This is a genomic window from Pseudomonas sp. Pseusp16 (assembly GCF_047324915.1).
GTDB classification, from domain to species: domain Bacteria; phylum Pseudomonadota; class Gammaproteobacteria; order Pseudomonadales; family Pseudomonadaceae; genus Aquipseudomonas; species Aquipseudomonas fluorescens_CD.
Genome location: NZ_CP168522.1, coordinates 6356364 through 6371281 on the forward strand (window position 1 = coordinate 6356364; position 14918 = coordinate 6371281).

12 protein-coding genes are annotated in these 14918 nt (G+C 60.4%); 4 read left to right on the forward strand and 8 right to left on the reverse strand.

Features of this window, described 5'->3' with window-relative positions:
• Positions 1 to 9: 9 nt before the first annotated feature.
• The 3 genes from ACEN8Q_RS28920 to ACEN8Q_RS28930 all read right to left on the reverse strand — a co-directional run bounded on the left by ACEN8Q_RS28920 (position 10) and on the right by ACEN8Q_RS28930 (position 5389).
• On the reverse strand, positions 10 to 1437 hold the full coding sequence (locus ACEN8Q_RS28920; protein WP_413704077.1) for a di-heme oxidoredictase family protein: 1428 nt from the start codon (positions 1435 to 1437) through the stop codon (positions 10 to 12).
• A gap of 289 nt (positions 1438 to 1726) precedes the next feature.
• The gene (locus tag ACEN8Q_RS28925; protein ID WP_413704078.1) at positions 1727 to 3082 is read right to left on the reverse strand and encodes an imelysin family protein; all 1356 of its coding nucleotides are present in this window, start codon (positions 3080 to 3082) and stop codon (positions 1727 to 1729) included.
• Positions 3083 to 3337: 255 nt separating this feature from the next.
• Positions 3338 to 5389: a putative bifunctional diguanylate cyclase/phosphodiesterase gene (locus tag ACEN8Q_RS28930; protein ID WP_413427905.1), complete on the reverse strand. Its 2052-nt coding sequence runs from the start codon at positions 5387 to 5389 to the stop codon at positions 3338 to 3340.
• 1135 nt (positions 5390 to 6524) lie between these two features.
• Between ACEN8Q_RS28930 and ACEN8Q_RS28935 the strand changes: the two genes are divergently transcribed.
• Positions 6525 to 6788 (forward strand): DUF6124 family protein, encoded by a 264-nt coding sequence (locus tag ACEN8Q_RS28935; protein WP_413425185.1) that lies wholly within the window; start codon positions 6525 to 6527, stop codon positions 6786 to 6788.
• A 178-nt stretch (positions 6789 to 6966) separates the two neighbouring features.
• Here the strand turns inward: ACEN8Q_RS28935 and ACEN8Q_RS28940 are convergent, their stop codons facing one another.
• The 3 genes from ACEN8Q_RS28940 to ACEN8Q_RS28950 form a co-directional block, all read right to left on the reverse strand.
• Entirely contained in the window at positions 6967 to 7563 is a 597-nt protein-coding gene (locus tag ACEN8Q_RS28940) for a superoxide dismutase (protein ID WP_007986065.1), read from the reverse strand.
• A 164-nt stretch (positions 7564 to 7727) separates the two neighbouring features.
• Positions 7728 to 8330 (reverse strand): LysE/ArgO family amino acid transporter, encoded by a 603-nt coding sequence (locus ACEN8Q_RS28945; protein ID WP_413425187.1) that lies wholly within the window; start codon positions 8328 to 8330, stop codon positions 7728 to 7730.
• Between the two features lie 6 nt (positions 8331 to 8336).
• Positions 8337 to 8738 (reverse strand): ACT domain-containing protein, encoded by a 402-nt coding sequence (locus tag ACEN8Q_RS28950; RefSeq protein WP_413425189.1) that lies wholly within the window; start codon positions 8736 to 8738, stop codon positions 8337 to 8339.
• A gap of 96 nt (positions 8739 to 8834) precedes the next feature.
• On the opposite strand from ACEN8Q_RS28950, the gene ACEN8Q_RS28955 reads away from it, so the two are divergent.
• From ACEN8Q_RS28955 to ACEN8Q_RS28965, 3 genes are all read left to right on the forward strand, one after another.
• Positions 8835 to 9728, forward strand: coding sequence for a LysR family transcriptional regulator ArgP (locus ACEN8Q_RS28955; protein ID WP_413425191.1), 894 nt, complete (start codon positions 8835 to 8837; stop codon positions 9726 to 9728).
• 54 nt (positions 9729 to 9782) lie between these two features.
• Positions 9783 to 10775 carry an NAD-dependent epimerase/dehydratase family protein gene (locus ACEN8Q_RS28960; protein ID WP_413425193.1) on the forward strand — a complete coding sequence of 331 codons (993 nt, stop codon included), beginning with the start codon at positions 9783 to 9785 and terminating at the stop codon, positions 10773 to 10775.
• A gap of 116 nt (positions 10776 to 10891) precedes the next feature.
• Complete coding sequence (locus ACEN8Q_RS28965) at positions 10892 to 11764, forward strand: ATPase (RefSeq protein WP_413704079.1); 873 nt, start codon at positions 10892 to 10894, stop codon at positions 11762 to 11764.
• A 220-nt stretch (positions 11765 to 11984) separates the two neighbouring features.
• On the opposite strand, the gene ACEN8Q_RS28970 is transcribed toward ACEN8Q_RS28965, so the two are convergent.
• Positions 11985 to 13502: an MDR family MFS transporter gene (locus ACEN8Q_RS28970; RefSeq protein WP_413704080.1), complete on the reverse strand. Its 1518-nt coding sequence runs from the start codon at positions 13500 to 13502 to the stop codon at positions 11985 to 11987.
• 78 nt (positions 13503 to 13580) lie between these two features.
• Positions 13581 to 14765 (reverse strand): 4-hydroxybenzoate 3-monooxygenase, encoded by a 1185-nt coding sequence (gene pobA, locus ACEN8Q_RS28975; RefSeq protein ID WP_413425268.1) that lies wholly within the window; start codon positions 14763 to 14765, stop codon positions 13581 to 13583.
• Positions 14766 to 14918: the final 153 nt, after the last annotated feature.

The following is a 14918-nucleotide window of genomic DNA, read 5'->3' on the forward strand; positions in this document are numbered from 1 at the left end:
GAATGCGTGTTAAAGGGAATTCAGGAACGCCAGCAACGCGGTGCGCTGCTCGGCATTGAAAGACAAAACCTGTTGCTGCGCCGCTGTCGCTTCGCCGCCATGCCAGAGCACGGCTTCGAGCAAGTTGCGGGCACGGCCGTCGTGCAGGAACTGGGTGTGGCCGCTGACCGCCTGTGTCAGGCCGATGCCCCACAACGGCGGGGTCCGCCATTCGCGGCCGCTGGCCTGGAATTCGCTACGGTTATCGGCCAGGCCGTCGCCCATGTCATGCAGCAGCAGATCGCTGTACGGGCGAATCACTTGATTGGCCAGTTCAGGTTCGGCGGCGTTGGCGGCGGTGGTGTATTTCGGTGTGTGGCAGGACTGGCAACCGGCCTGATAAAACAGGGTCTTGCCGGCCAGCACTTCAGGGGCGTTGACGTCACGACGAGCCGGGACGGCGAGGTTACGGCTGTAGAACAGCACCAGGCTCAGGATGTTATCGCTGACTTCCGGCTCGCCATTCGGGCCGTTGCCACTGGGTGCCTGTTTGCAGGCAATTTGCGCATCCGTGCAGTCATCAAAGGGTCTCAGGCTGGTCGTGAGGCCCATGTCACCCGAAAAAGCGTGAACATTTTGTTGATTGAGGTTCGGTTGTCCGGCTTTCCAGCCAAATCTTCCCAAAACTGTCTTTTGCCGGGCATCGTCCCACACCTGGTTCGGCCGTCCGCTGATGCTGTTGTTCGCCTTTGCCTGTGCTTCTGCGTTGGCCAGGATCGCCTCATCGGGGATCGCTTCGAGCAGGCCCAGGCCAATCATCGGCGGCGCTACACGCGCCGAGAAACGGGTGTCGGGGTGCATCGGGCCGTAGCCCAGCCGGGTGATGTTCAGGCTTGGCTTGCGCAGCTCGACTTCGGTGCCGTCCTTGAAGCGAACCGGCACGGCGGTGTAGTCGACCCGCACCTTGCCTTCGGGGGCCACACCGGGTACGGCCATGTCCTGGAACTGACCGCCGTAGACGGGCTCCGGCACCACGCCGAGCTGTTCGATGACCCTGGCATACTCCGGGGCGTCGGGAATCGACAGGCGTACCAGCATCGACACAGCGTTCGCATCGTCCGGAGTCGGCGGATGGCCGCGGCCGTCCTTGATGTGGCAGCCCTGGCAGGCATTGGTGTTGAACAGTGGGCCAAGGCCATCGCGAGCGGTCGTCGTCGACGGGGCGATCACCCAGGGGCTGCGGAAGAAACTGTTGCCGACGCTGAAATCCACACGCCGTGACGGCGGCAGATTCGCCGAGGGCATCGAAAACGCGTTCTGATCGGTCTTGCGCACAGTCGCACTGCCGCCGGAGCGGGCTTCACCGGGTTCAGCCCGGGTGAATTTCGGCGCGTCATCGCAGGCACTCAGGCCCAATGCCAGAAACAGTGCGGACAAGCGAAGAGGCAGCGGGGGCATCAGACATCCTGAAAGACGAGCAAAACAAGGGCGCAAAGTCTAACAGGGGATGGGAATTTGAATAAGAGGAATTATCGTTTGCTTGATGTGAGGCAAGAGTCTATCTGCAAACCACGATCCCCTGTAGGAGCGAGCTTGCTCGCGATGAATTCGAAGGCAACGCATTTTTCCAGGCAGCACGCGTCACCGTTCACGTCCATCGCGAGCAAGCTCGCTCCTACAGTGGTCAGTGCTCCGGCCAACAAAAAAGGCGACCCGCAGGTCGCCTTTTTCATTCAGCCAGCGTTGATCAGAATTCGTGATCAGCGTTGTCCGGGTTCAGGTCGTTGATGCCCAGTTTGCCAGCGGCGGCTTCGATCGAACCGGTCTGCTTGACCAGCGACGCGATGGCGTCACGGACGATCTGGTTGCCCGCGGTGTTGCCGGCAGCGATCAACTGGTCGTAGTGCTCACCCTTGTTGGCGTGATCAACCATCAGCTGGATCTTGGCTTCGGTGGCGGCCAGGTCGGCTTTCAGCGCGGTGTCGGCAGCCGGGTCGGCCTTGGCCACCAGGGACGACAGGCTGGCGCCAGTCATTTTGGTGCCGTCGACACGGGCGTATTCACCCAGATACACGTTACGAATGCCCTTGGCATCGTAGAAGTGCGAGTTGTGAGTGTTGTCGCTGAAGCAATCCTGTTCGTCTTCCGGGGAGTTGGCTTCCAGGGAAACCTTCATGCGCTCGCCCGCCAGTTCACCCAGGGACAGGCTGCCCATGCCGAACAGCATTTTGCGCAGGCCGGACTCAGCCGGTTCCGCTTCCAGGGTGGCGCGGTAGTTGTCGGCCACGTTCGGCTTCCAGTTGCCGACCATTTCTTCCAGGTCGCTGACCAGCAGCTGGGTCACGGACTTCAGGTAGGCACGACGACGGTCGTTGTGGCCGCCGGTAGCGCCTTTGCCTTCCAGGTAGTCCGAGGCCGGACGGTTGCCGGCGCCTGGGCCGGTGCCGTTCAGGTCCTGGCCCCAGAGCAGGAATTCGATGGCGTGGTAGCCGGTGGCGACGTTGGCCTCGGAACCGCCCAGCTCGTTCAGGCTGGCGAGTTTTTCCGGGGTGATGTCTTTGACATCGACCTTGTCTTCGCCGATCTGCACTTCAGTGTTGGCGATGATGTTGGCGGTAGCACCCGGGTTGCCAAGGGCGTGTTCGTAGGATTTGTCGACGTAGTCGATCAGGCCTTCGTCCAGCGGCCAGGAGTTCAACTGACCTTCCCAGTCATCAATGATGGTGTTGCCGAAGCGGAACACTTCGCTCTGCAGGTAAGGCACGCGAGCGGCAACCCAGGCAGCCTTGGCGGCTTTCAGAGTGTCGGCGTTCGGCTTGGCGAGGAAGGCGTCGATGGCGGTTTGCAGGGTCTTCGCGGTGGATTCGGCATCGCTGTAGACGGCGAAAACCATGTCGGCGTAGTGAGCGACAACGGCTTTGCCGGCGGCTTCGTCGACTTTACCGGCAGCGGCAGGCGCAGCGGCTGGAGCAGCCGGGGCAGCCGCAGTGCTGGCAGCTGGCGCAGGCGCGGCAGCTTTGTCTTTGTCTTTGCCTTCGCCGCAACCGGCGAGGGAAATAGCGATGGCCAACAGACTGGCGGTAGCCAGAGGCATACGAATCATGGCGAACATCCTGCTTCGATAGAGGGTGGAGTCGTGCTATGCGCACGCAAAACTGCGACATAATGCAAATCTTTCGCATTATGTGTAAAGGGTTGTACCTGGAAATATTTCTTATTCACAGAGTGAGGATCGCAACTCTGTAGGAGCGAGCTCGCTCGCGATGAACCTGAGAACAACGCGCTCATCCAGAATGAGCGCGTTATCGTTCACGACCATCGCGAGCAAGCTCGCTCCTACAGACGGGGCGGGGTTTTTTTACAAAATAGCGGCGTTACTGCGTTGGGCCTGCTTCAGGTACAGACCCAGTTCCCGTGCCGGCAACGGCTTGCTGTAGTGATAGCCCTGACCTTCGTGGCAGCCTTCGGAAATGATGTAGGCCTCTTGCTCGGCGGTTTCCACGCCTTCGGCGATCACCTGCATGCCCAGGCTCTTGCCCAGCTGGATGATGGCGCGAACGATGGTCGCATCGTCGTCGTCATCGAGCAGGTCCTGAACGAAGCTCTTGTCGATCTTGATCTTGTCCAGCGGCAGGCTTTTCAGGTAGCTCAAGGATGAATAGCCGGTTCCGAAGTCATCGATGGCGATCAGCGCGCCGGATCGACGCAGGCTGAGCAGGTGCTGGGCCGCCGTGCTGATGTCTTCCATCAGGCCGGTTTCGGTGACTTCCAGCTCCAGGCTGCGCGGCGGCAGGCGGTACATCTGCAGCAGGTTGTTGACCACCCGGGGCAGTTCGGCGTGGTGCAATTGAACCGTGGACAGGTTTACCGCCATGCGCAGGTCGCTGAAGCCCTGGTCATGCCACTCGCGTAGTTGTTTGCAGGCCTGGTCCAGCACCCATTCGCCGATGGCAATGATGGTGCCGTTCTGTTCGGCCAGCGGGATGAACAGGTCTGGCGGCACCAGGCCGTGCTCGGGATGTTGCCAGCGAATCAGGGCTTCGACGCCCACCACGCGGTTGTCGCGGTAGCTGATCTGCGGCTGGTAGACGAGGTAGAACTGATTGCGGATCAGCGCATCGCGCAGGTCTTTTTCCAGTTCGCGGCGGCGGCGCATTTCGGTGTCGACGCTGGCGATATAGAACTGATAGCGGTTGCGCGAGCGGGTCTTGGCCAGCGTCATGGTCTGCTCGGCCTTTTGCAGCAACTTCTCGGTGCTGTTGCCGTCCTCGGGGAACAGGGTGATGCCGATGGTGGCACGCAGGCGAATCTCCTGATGATCGAGGGCGAACGCCGCCTCCAGATCATCGAGAATGCTTTGCGCCAGTTCGGCGGCTTCATAGGGTTGCTCGATATCGGCCTGGACCAGGGCGAACTGGTCGCCACCGAGGCGGGCAAGGGCTCCCAGGCGACCGCTATGACCGCGCAGGCGATCGGCCAGGGCCAGCAGCAACTGGTCGCCGGTCTGGTAGCTGAACTGCTCGTTGATGCCCTTGAAGTCATCGAGGCCGACACACAACACCGCCACCCGGCGCTGTAGCCTGCCGGCGTCTATGAGGATCTTGTCCAGCTGCTGCTGCAATTGCTGCCGGTTCGGCAGCCCCGTCAGGAAATCGTATTGGGACATGCGCAACAGGCTGTTTTCCGCTTCGTGGCGCAGGTGGGTATTGCGTTCGATGGATTCGAGCAACTGGTTGGCGGTGTTGATCCAGATGCCCAGTTCGTTTTTCTCGTGACCCTTGAGCAGCGGAATCTTGTGTTCGCTGGGACGGTCCGGATTGATTTCCGTGAGGTGCTCGATGATCCGTGACAGCGGCTTGGTCAGCAGCCAGTGATAGACCAGATACAACACCAGCCCCATGGCGAGCGCACGCAGTACGCCGGAGATGAAGATGATCACCGAGCTGATAATGAAACCCTGACCATAGGTGGCGGTATCGAGGGTGATGCTCAGGTCGCCGTAGTACTCGCTGTAAGGCCCGCGACCGACCAGTTGGGTGGTGAAGGTGCGTTCCTTGCCAAGAATCAGGTCGGTCAGCCAGCGACTGTGGGATTGCTGCAACTCACGGGTTTTTTGCGCAAGCATGGCTTCGTTGGGATGGCCGATGGAAGCCTGGCGCACGGCGGCGTCCTGAAACAGGCCTTCGATCACCTGCATACCCATTTCCCGGTCGAGGCTATAGACAGCCTGGGTCGAGGGGTCGCGAAACATGTCGAGGATGCGCTCGGCATCGCTGGCAACAGCCTGACGTGTTTTATAGGCATCGAACACGATCTGCGCGCAGCTCAAGATCACGCCTACGATCAATGCCGACAGGAGTACGACCCGAAGCAACTTCACCGACAAGCTGTTCTTGAGTTCCAGCTTCAAAGGGTTATTCCTTGTTCCGTGCGGGTAGCATCAAGTTGCCATGAGTATTGGCAATCCCGTGATGGCAGTCAAAGGGACAATCATCCTTGGGGGATTTTGCCCGCAGCTTGGCCGATTTGCAGTTGTCTTGACGAGTTTGCCTATTAGCACTGTGTCGGTTGTCGAGTCCTTCAACTTGAGGGGCGGGGTGGAGATATTTTCCTTTTGTTTGATGTTAGTCGGCAGTGGCGGTGGAGCAAGGGGCGGGAGGCTGGTTTCATCTTGGGATATTGGCTTCGTGCGGGTTTTTGGGGGGGCATATCCATTGCTGCGGTAACGGCGGCTGGCGGTTTCGCCCTTACGACGAGTCCCTTTTGGCAAACGCCCCAAAAGGAACCAAAAGGTCTCGCCCCTTACGTACGGCCCCTCGCTTAGGCTCGGGGTTCCTTCGCTCCGGTATTCATCCGGGGGCATTGCCCTCCGGTCGGCTGCGCTCGACCTGCATGCAATGGGTTCGACTGCGTCGAACGGCGCTGCGCGCCCATCCCCGGATGAACACCTCCGCTCAGCCTGCCGAGGGGGCGGGTGGATCAAGATCAAGAGCGGCAGGCGAGCTAACGCTCGGCCCTGTAGGAGCGAGCTTGCTCGCGATGGACGTTAACGATGACGCGGGCTGCCTGAATGCCCGCGGTGTCCTGGCGTTTTTCGCGAGCTTGCCCGCGAAGACGGCGGGACAGTCGACATTGCACTTTCAGCCACACCCCAACATATCGTTTCCACACGCCCGCGTGGGAGTGCGGCCATGGATGCTCCGCGTTACGTTTTTGGCGTTAGCGCGGTGTAGGAAAGCGCCAGAAGTTTCCCACGCAGTTTTCAGGTTGTCCGTCGGAAGCGGGCTGAATAACCTTTGGTGATCGCTGAAATGCTTCAGCGATCGGGCGTGAGAACCCGCAAGAGAGTGTTAATCCAGCGCCAGTACCACCATAATTGCCGCCAGCTTTTCCGCTGCCAGCAATGCTTTATGGCGGCTGTGTGCGGGCAGACCCAGGTCTGGCCGGATTGCTCTCTTGCCGGTTTCTCACTCCGCACATAGCTGCCACCTCTTCGTCCGCGTGAGAAACGGCGAGAGATGGCTCCAATCGATAAGGAGCATATTTTGGATAAGTTAATCCCCGATCCCCCCAGCAACACCACCAAACCCTACAGCCCCCGCACCATGTTCACGATCGTCCCCGACATGGACACTGAAAGCCTCCTCGCCCACGCCTGTGAATCACTGGCTTCAGCCAATGTCATGGCGAGTGATTTCGCCACCTGCCTGACTGGCCCCCAGCGCAACACGGCGCTGGCTATTGCGCAGATCGTCATGTTGGCGGAGCTGGCGGTGAATCGCGCGCTGGATAACCTCGATCCGCAGTAGTTGGCCGACTGACCGCGTTATCGTTCTTCGCGAGCAAGCCCGCTCCCACAGGTCACCACCGAGCCAGTGGGAGCGGGCTTGCTCGCGAAGGCGGCGCAACGATCGCCACCGTCCCTTTGCTCATATTCCTTCCATAAAAAAACCCGGCAAAAGCCGGGTTTTTTGACTGGCATCGAGCTTAAGCGGTGAAGGTTTTGCCTTCGAACTGCTCAGCCACGAATTTCCAGTTGACCAGGTTCCAGAACGCTTCGACATACTTCGGACGCAGGTTGCGGTAGTCGATGTAGTAAGCGTGTTCCCAGACGTCGCAGGTCAGCAGCGGGGTGTCGCCGTTGGTCAGCGGGTTGCCGGCGCCGATGGTGCTGGCCAGGGCCAGGGAACCGTCAGCCTTCTTCACCAGCCAGCCCCAACCGGAACCGAAGGTGCCGATGGAAGTCTTGCTGAACTCTTCCTTGAACTTGTCGAACGAACCGAAAGCCGCGTTGATGGCTTCAGCCAGTGCGCCGGTTGGTTGGCCGCCGGCGTTTGGCGCCAGGCAGTTCCAGTAGAAAGTGTGGTTCCAGACCTGAGCGGCGTTGTTGAAGATACCGCCCGAGGAAGTCTTGACGATTTCTTCCAGGGTCTTGCCTTCGAACTCGGTGCCTGGCACCAGGTTGTTCAGGTTCACGACGTAGGTGTTGTGGTGCTTGTCGTGGTGGTATTCCAGGGTTTCCTTGGAAATGTGCGGCTGCAGGGCGTCGTGTGCGTAAGGCAGCGGCGGCAATTCGAAAGCCATGATGATTCTCCTAATCAGGTCAGTTGCGGTGAGCGCAAGGCCGATCACGGGCGGCCAGACAAGCGCCGGGGAGTTTGTACTCTTTGCGGCGCAGGGAGTCGGATCATAGCACCGGGGGGGCGGCATAACCACGCAACAACTGTGTGGAATAGAGGTTGTGCGAATCAGATGGCCGCGATCAACTGGAACGCTACGGCAAACATCATCACCGCCACCAGCAGATCGAGAATTCGCCAGGTACCTGGGCGGGCGAGCCACGGTGCCAGCCAAGCCGCACCGAGCGCCAGGGTGAAGAACCACAGCAGCGAGGCACTGGCCGCGCCCACGACATAAGCGCCCGGTTCGGTTTGTTGTGCGCCCAGGGAGCCGATCAGCAAAACGGTGTCCAGGTAAACGTGCGGGTTGAGCAACGTCACCGCCAGTGCACTGAGCATTACCGCCCGCAGCGAGCGTACGGTCTGGCTTTCGCCCTGCTCAAGGCTCTGTTTCGAAAAGGCCCGGCGCAGTGCCTGGCTGCCGTACCACAACAGAAACGCTGCGCCGCCCCAGCGGGCAATCGCCAACAGTGTCGGATTTTGTGCCAGTACCGTCGCCAGTCCGAATACCCCGGCCGCCACCAACAGGGCGTCGCAGGCCACGCAGAGGGCCGCTACCGGCAAGTGATGTTCACGTCGCAGGCTTTGCGCCAGGACAAACGCATTCTGGGTGCCGATCGCCATGATCAGGCCGAAGGCCACGAGCAGCCCGTTCATATAACTTTGCCACATGATTGCTTACTCCGCGTTGGCTGCCAGGTCCCGCAGTACTTGCAGGGCGCGGTCGGCGTCGGCCTGGCCGACAAACAAATGGTCGTGGTAGTAGCCGGCAATCACGTTGCAGCTGATGCCGGCCTTGCCCAATGCCGTGGCGAACGCGGCGGTCAGGCCGACCGCTTCGAGGGCCGAATGCACGTTCAAGGTGATCCAGGCGGCGATGTAGTCGAAGCTGAATCCGGCTTTTTCGGCACGGGAACGTTCGAGAATCACCGTCAGGCCTTCCTGCTCGCGGAAGCTGCCGACAACCTCCAGGTCCGCAGGCAATTTGCCGTCGCGCAGGGTGCAGAACACATATTCGCCAGCGTTGAGTTGCGGGCTCATGCTGCGCAGCAGCGTTGCCAATGATGTTTCGCCAGCCATGTGGGTGATCCTTGTTCAAGAGTTCTTGCTGGTCATTGTCCTTGCGAAGGCTGTATAAGAAAAACAAATCATGCTGATCGCTCATTAGGAAAACTGATGTTCGACTATAAATTGCTTTCCGCCCTGGCCGCCGTCGTCGAACAGGCCGGTTTTGAACGGGCGGCCCAGGTGCTGGGCCTTTCGCAATCGGCGATTTCCCAGCGCATCAAGCTGCTGGAAGCACGGGTTGGCCAACCGGTGCTCGTGCGTGCCACGCCGCCAACGCCGACGGAAATCGGTCGACGGTTGCTCAACCACGTGCAACAGGTGCGATTGCTTGAACGGGATTTGCAAAGCCTGGTGCCGGCGCTGGATGAAGAGGGCCTGCCGGAGCGCCTGCGGATCGCCCTGAACGCCGACAGCCTGGCCACTTGGTGGGCGCAAGCCGTGGGAGCATTTTGCGCGGAGCAGCATCTGTTGATGGACCTGGTGGTCGAAGACCAGACCGTGGGCCTCAAGCGCATGCGCGCCGGTGAAGTGGCGGCCTGTGTCTGCGCCAGCGAGCGTCCGGTGGCGGGCGCGCGCAGCGTGCTGCTGGGGGCGATGCGTTACCGTGCGCTGGCCAGCCCCGCCTTTATTGCCCGGCATTTTCCGCAAGGCGTACGTGCCGATCAGTTGGCCCGAAGCCCGGCGTTGGTGTTTGGCCCGGACGATTTCCTGCAGCATCGTTATCTGGCGTCCCTCGGCGTCGAGGGTGGTTTCGAACACCATTTATGCCCGTCGTCGGAAGGCTTTATCCGTCTGACGGAAGCCGGGTTGGGCTGGGGTCTGGTTCCGGAACTGCAGGTACGCGAGCAACTTGAAAGGGGGATATTGCAGGAACTGCTGCCAGATAAGCCAATCGATGTGCCGCTGTACTGGCATCATTGGCGTAATGGCGGGCAGTTGCTGGGGCTGCTCACCGATCAATTGGTACGCGCCTCGAAGCAATGGCTGGTGCCCTTGGACTGACGCGCAGCGTCAAGACCTCACGTAATACGCAAAACGAAATATTCGGAGCAATTCATGAAGATTCTGGTTACCGGCGCAAGCGGCTTCATCGGCGGGCGCTTTGCGCGTTTTGCCCTGGAGCAGGGCCTGGACGTGCGGGTCAACGGTCGCCGGGCCGAGAGTGTGGAGCATCTGGTGCGCCGCGGAGCCGAGTTCGTCCAGGGCGATTTGAGCGACCCGGAGCTGGCACGCGAACTGTGTTCGGACGTCGAGGCCGTGGTGCATTGCGCCGGTGCCGTGGGTTTATGGGGACGTTATCAGGACTTCCACCAGGGCAACGTTCAGGTCACCGAGAACGTGGTCGAAGCCTGCCTGAAACAACGGGTTCGGCGCCTGGTGCATTTGTCGTCGCCGTCGATCTACTTCGATGGTCGCGATCACTTGGGCCTGACCGAAGAGCAGGTGCCCAAGCGCTTCAAACACCCCTATGCCGCCACCAAGTACCTGGCCGAGCAAAAAGTCTTCGGTGCCCAGGAGTTCGGTCTGGAAACCCTGGCCCTGCGCCCGCGTTTCGTCACCGGGGCCGGCGACATGAGCATCTTCCCGCGCCTGTTGAACATGCAGCGCAAGGGGCGCCTGGCGATCATCGGCAACGGTCTGAACAAAGTCGATTTCACCAGTGTGCAAAACCTCAACGAGGCGTTGCTCAGCAGTTTGCTGGCCAGCGGTTCCGCGCTGGGCAAGGCTTACAACATCAGCAACGGCACGCCGGTGCCGTTGTGGGACGTGGTCAATTACGTCATGCGCAACATGGAAGTCCCACAGGTTACCCGCTACCGTTCCTACGGCCTGGCCTACAGCGTGGCGGCGCTCAACGAGGGTGTGTGCAAGTTGTGGCCGGGGCGTCCCGAACCGACGCTGTCGCGACTGGGCACGCAGGTCATGAACAAAAACTTCACCCTGGACATCAGCCGCGCCCGGCATTATCTGGATTACGATCCCAAGGTCAGCCTCTGGACCGCGCTCGATGAATTCTGTGGCTGGTGGAAGGCTCAGGATGTTCGCTGACGTTCGCTTAACCCCCCTTACTGAACCGGATACAGGGCTTCAGGGTCAATGGTTACGGCTGTGGGGTTTATACTGCGCGGCATAAAGCCATTATGTGATTGACTAAGGTTGACTCAATGTCCATGCGTAACGATGCCAACGACGACTTCGATGATGTACCGAGCCTGCGTGCAGACGTTCTCGATGACGATTTTCCGCCCACTGCCCGCACGGCCGTGCAATCGCGCACGGCGCCGGTGGTGAAGGTCAAGGCGGCGGGTACCGGTGCCCTGTGGGCATTGGTCGGGGCGTTGTTCTTCGCATTCGCGGGCCTGGGCTGGTGGAGCTTTCAGCAGATTTCCCTGATGGAACAGCAACTGGTGGCGACCCAGGAGAGCTTTGCGCGAATCAGTGAAGAAGCGGCAGGGCGCCTGCAGGATATTTCCGGAAAGGTTGTTGCCAGCCAGACCAGTGTCACCACCGACAGCGAGGCCCTGAAGCTGCAAATCCGCCAGCTGGAAAGCAAACTCCAGGACCAGAACGCCCAGCAGCAAGGTGTTGCCGGCCAGGCCTCGGACCTGGACAAGCGACTGGCGCAAATGACTGCGCAATCCACAGAGCTGGACAAACGTCTGGCGCAGTTGACTGCCCAGAACAACGAACATCAGACAGCCAATACTCAGTTGCAGGCCCAGGTCAAAGCCTTGAACGCTGAATTAGCCGCCCTGAAAAGTGCCCCGTCCGACTCGGAAAAACTCGATGCACAGCTGAAGAGCCTGGGCGCCGATATCACCGCGCTGAAGAAACAAGGCAACCCGAGCGCTGCCATCGAGCGTCTCGAGCAAGACATGATCGTGCTCAAGAGCGAGCAGGACAACCGTCCGGCGGTCACACAGGGCTCGAGCAATACCGCCGAGTTCGATGCGTTCCGCAGCCAGGTCACCCGCAACATCAATACCCTCCAGGCGCAGATCCAGAACCTTCAGCAGCAACTGCGCGCCCGGCAGTAATGTAGAGCGCAAGCATGTCGACTATCAGCGCGTCGGCCAGAGGACTCTGAGGAAGGTCGGGTACTTTCTGGTGCCGGTCGGGTATTACAGCCCTTGAATCGTAGTGACTGTCAGATCGCCTTCGCGAGCAAGCCCGCTCCCACATTAGACCGAGTTCTTCATGAGTACGCGGTCTAATGTGGGAGCGGGCTTGCTCGCGAATACAGGCGACGCGGTCTACCTAGCGAACCTTGTCCTCGCGCCCGCGCAACAGCATGTTCGGCATGACAATCGCTGCCGCCAGCCCCAGCAACGACACCATCGCGCTGACCGTCAGCAAGTGCCGGAACGTCAACAGCAACTCGGCACGCAAGGCGTCCTGCGCGTCACCCGGTGCGGCGTTCAAGCCGTCGAGCAGCACATTGCCTGAACTGCCCTCGACGATCAGTGACGAGCCGGCCAGGTGCGCAAAACTTGAGCCCTGCAACAACGCCAACAGCAGCGCCGACATCAACGCCACACCCACGGCACCACCCAGCGAACGGAAGAGGTTGGTGGTGCTGGTGGCGACGCCGATGTCCCGTTGCTCCACCGAGTTCTGCGTGCCGACCAATGACGTCGGGAACTGCATGCCGGAGGAAATCCCGCAGAGCAACATGAACAGGCTGCTCACAACGAATGCCTGCGGTGGGCTGAACGCCATGCCAATAATTGCGATGGGCATCAGCGCAGCGCCGGTGAGGATCATCGGTTTGTAGCGTCCGGTCACGGAAGTGCGGCGGCCGGCGAAATACGCGCCAATCGGCAAGCCCATGGCCAGCGGCAACAGATGCAGGGCGGCACTGTCGGCACCAGCGCCGGTCACGCTCTGGAAGCGCAATGGCATCAGCACAATCAGCGAGATGGCCTGGAAACTGGTGAAAAAAATCGTGCACCAGCACAGGATCGCATTACGGTTGGCGAACAGATGCATGGGCAGCAAGGGCTCCCGTGCCCGCCGCTCGTGAACGACAAACAGCCCCAGCACCAGCACCGCACACGCGAGCAACGCCAGCACTTCGGGGCTGCGCCAGGAATGGCCCTGACCGACCTGCGTGATACCCAGCAACAACGCCGTCAGCCCGATGATCATCAACACGGTGCCCAGGTAATCGATAACCGGTTTGCGTTGCGGAATCGGCAGGCCGACCAGTGTGCGATTAGCCACCAGCCAGGCGCCCAGGCCCAGCGGCAGGTTGATCAGGAACACCCAGCGCCAGGACAGGTATTCGGTCATGTAACCGCCGAGCACCGGGCCGGCCACACTGGCCACTGCATACATGCTGCTGAAATAGCCCTGATACCGGCCGCGCTCCCGTGGCGGCACGATGTCACCGATGATCGCCTGGCTTACCGAAATCATCCCGCCGGCCCCGATACCCTGGAAGATTCGCGCCAGTACCAGTTGCTCCATGCTCTGTGCCATGCCGCAGAACACCGACGCCAGGGTGAACAGGCCCATGCCGAACAGCATCAGCTTGCGCCGCCCGTACAGGTCGCCCAGTTTGCCGTAGATCGGCACCGCCACGGTCATGGCCACCATGTAGCCGGAAATCACCCAGGCCAGCAGGCTGACGTCCTTGAACTGCGCGGAAATGGCCGGCATCGAAACGGCGACGATGGTCTGGTCCAGCGCCCCGAGAAAAATCGCCAGCATCAAGGCGATCAGCACGCTGCGGATGGCGGGTTTGGGCGTTTCAGGCTGGCGGAGATTGGTCACGGGAAAACCTGCGGGCAGTGATTGACCCGCAAGAGGCAAGGCGAGCGGGAATGCTCGCCAGTGTAAGTCGGTAGGAAGCTATTCGATAGCCTCATAAGGAAGCCCGACGTAGTTTTCTGCGATGGTTTTTCGACCCGCCTCGGAGTCGATGAAATATTCCAGCTCCGATTCGGCAATGCGCTGGCTGAAGGCATCGTGGTCGTCGAAACGGTGCAACATCGAAGTCATCCACCAGGAGAAACGCTCCGCCTTCCACACCCTGCGCAGACAAATTTCGGAGTACTTCTCCAGCAAATCGACGCGATCTTCGCGGTAAACCTTGAGCAGAATGTTGAACAGGGTACTGACATCACTGGCTGCCAGATTCAGGCCCTTGGCACCAGTCGGCGGGACGATGTGCGCGGCATCGCCGACCAGGAACATCCGCCCGTACTGCATCGGTTCGACCACGAAGCTGCGCAGCGGCGCGATGCTCTTTTCGATGGACGGCCCCGTGACCAGTCTGTCCGCCAACGCTTGCGGCAATCGTGACTTGAGTTCGTCCCAGAAGCGTTGGTCCGACCAGTTTTCGACATGATCGCTGGTGGGCACCTGGAGGTAATAACGGGTGCGTGTCGACGAACGCATGCTGCACAGGGCGAAACCGCGCTCATGGCGGGCGTAGACCAGCTCATCGTGGACCGGCGGGGTATCGGCCAGAATCCCCAGCCAGCCGAAGGGATAGATCCGTTCGAAGATTTTCAGGCTGTCGGCGGGAATCGATTGCCGCGCCACTCCATGGAAGCCGTCGCAACCGGCGATGTAGTCGCAATCGACTCGCCAGGTCTCACCGTCCTTTTCAAAAGTGACAAACGCTTCATCGGTTTTCAGGCCGTGGGGGACGACGTTTTCGGCTTGATAAATCGTCTGCGCGCCGGCCTCCCGACGAGCGGCCATCAGGTCGCGGGTGACTTCGGTCTGGCCGTAGACCATCACGGTTTTGCCACCCGTCAGGGCGTGCAGATCGATGTGTACCCGGCGCCCGTCGAGGGCCAGTTCAAAGCCGCCATGCACCAGTCCCTCGGCGTCCATGCGCTGGTTTACGCCGGCCTGACGCAACAGCTCTACCATGCCTTGCTCAAGCACGCCGGCACGGATTCGGCCGAGTACATAGTCCGGGGTCTGACGTTCTAGAATGAGGGTGTCGATGCCGGCGTTGTGCAGCAATTGGCCGAGCAACAAGCCTGAAGGGCCGGCACCAATGATAGCGACCTGGGTTTTCAGTGTTTTCATTGTTTTTATGACTCGCAAGCTTCACGCGACCAGGGCCGGTGAGTGATTTTTATGGATCGAGTGCTTGCATTTTTCCCTTGCGAGTCTGTCAATTGAAGGTGAAAACTGAGCCGATAGCTGTACATTCTGCCAATCGGTGCGATT

What these genes read in the sequence shown, in the direction of transcription:
- ACEN8Q_RS28955 (WP_413425191.1), top strand. Translation starts at nt 8,835, where the DNA reads ATGTTCGACTATAAATTGCTTTCCGCCCTGGCCGCCGTCGTCGAACAG.
- ACEN8Q_RS28960 (WP_413425193.1), top strand. Translation starts at nt 9,783, where the DNA reads ATGAAGATTCTGGTTACCGGCGCAAGCGGCTTCATCGGCGGGCGCTTT.
- ACEN8Q_RS28945 (WP_413425187.1), bottom strand. Translation starts at nt 8,330, where the DNA reads ATGTGGCAAAGTTATATGAACGGGCTGCTCGTGGCCTTCGGCCTGATC.
- ACEN8Q_RS28950 (WP_413425189.1), bottom strand. Translation starts at nt 8,738, where the DNA reads ATGGCTGGCGAAACATCATTGGCAACGCTGCTGCGCAGCATGAGCCCG.
- ACEN8Q_RS28920 (WP_413704077.1), bottom strand. Translation starts at nt 1,437, where the DNA reads ATGCCCCCGCTGCCTCTTCGCTTGTCCGCACTGTTTCTGGCATTGGGC.
- ACEN8Q_RS28925 (WP_413704078.1), bottom strand. Translation starts at nt 3,082, where the DNA reads ATGATTCGTATGCCTCTGGCTACCGCCAGTCTGTTGGCCATCGCTATT.
- ACEN8Q_RS28940 (WP_007986065.1), bottom strand. Translation starts at nt 7,563, where the DNA reads ATGGCTTTCGAATTGCCGCCGCTGCCTTACGCACACGACGCCCTGCAG.
- ACEN8Q_RS28965 (WP_413704079.1), top strand. Translation starts at nt 10,892, where the DNA reads ATGTCCATGCGTAACGATGCCAACGACGACTTCGATGATGTACCGAGC.